This is a genomic window from Halorhodospira sp. 9622 (assembly GCF_022228025.1).
GTDB classification, from domain to species: Bacteria; Pseudomonadota; Gammaproteobacteria; order Nitrococcales; family Halorhodospiraceae; genus Halorhodospira; species Halorhodospira halophila_A.
In genome coordinates this window covers 1-551 of sequence record NZ_JAJNRE010000106.1, presented here as the reverse complement: position 1 = coordinate 551, position 551 = coordinate 1, and the positions used below count along the sequence as shown (strand labels likewise).

Here is a 551-nt window from a genome sequence, read left to right as displayed (position 1 = left end):
GCGTTCTGCCGCGATCTGCTCGACTTTGCGCAGCAGGCGAATGAGCTGATGAACGCCTTCAGCGGGCACCTTGAGCGCGATGAGCGCGCGTGTCGGGATGCGCGGCAGACGGCGTATGTCGCCGAGCACCTGCAGCGGCGTGTGCAGGCAACCCAGGTCTCGATCTCTCTCGACCCGGATGGCGAGCACGACGAGGCGCTGCGGGATCTGACGCGCACGCTCTACGCCGATCAATTTCTCGCCCGGGAGCTTCGCTACGGGATCAGTCGGCATGCGGCGGGGATCTCCGGGCCGGAGCGGCGTGAGCAGTTTGTGGCCATGAGCCGGATCCTCAGCGCACGCAGTCAGCTCTATCAGAGCGTGGAGGTGCTGCGGCTGATGCTCTTTGAGCACGAGATGGACGTGCACGCCTACGAGGATGAGCACGCCTTATGCCTCGGTGCCTCGCAGGCGCTGCTGCGCAGTCTGGGCTGGTCGGGGCAGAACGAATAGTCACAGGAGAAGGGGATGCTGATTCTTCAGCGTAGGGTTGGCGAGTCGGTTTGCATCGG

Annotated in this window: 1 protein-coding gene; it reads left to right on the top strand. The window is 64.4% G+C overall.

Annotated elements, in window-relative coordinates; all coding sequences use genetic code 11:
• On the top strand, positions 1 to 492 hold a 492-nt coding region (locus tag LRG07_RS13800), incomplete at its 5' end, for a hypothetical protein (protein ID WP_238642776.1).
• Between the last annotated feature and the right edge of the window lie 59 nt (positions 493 to 551).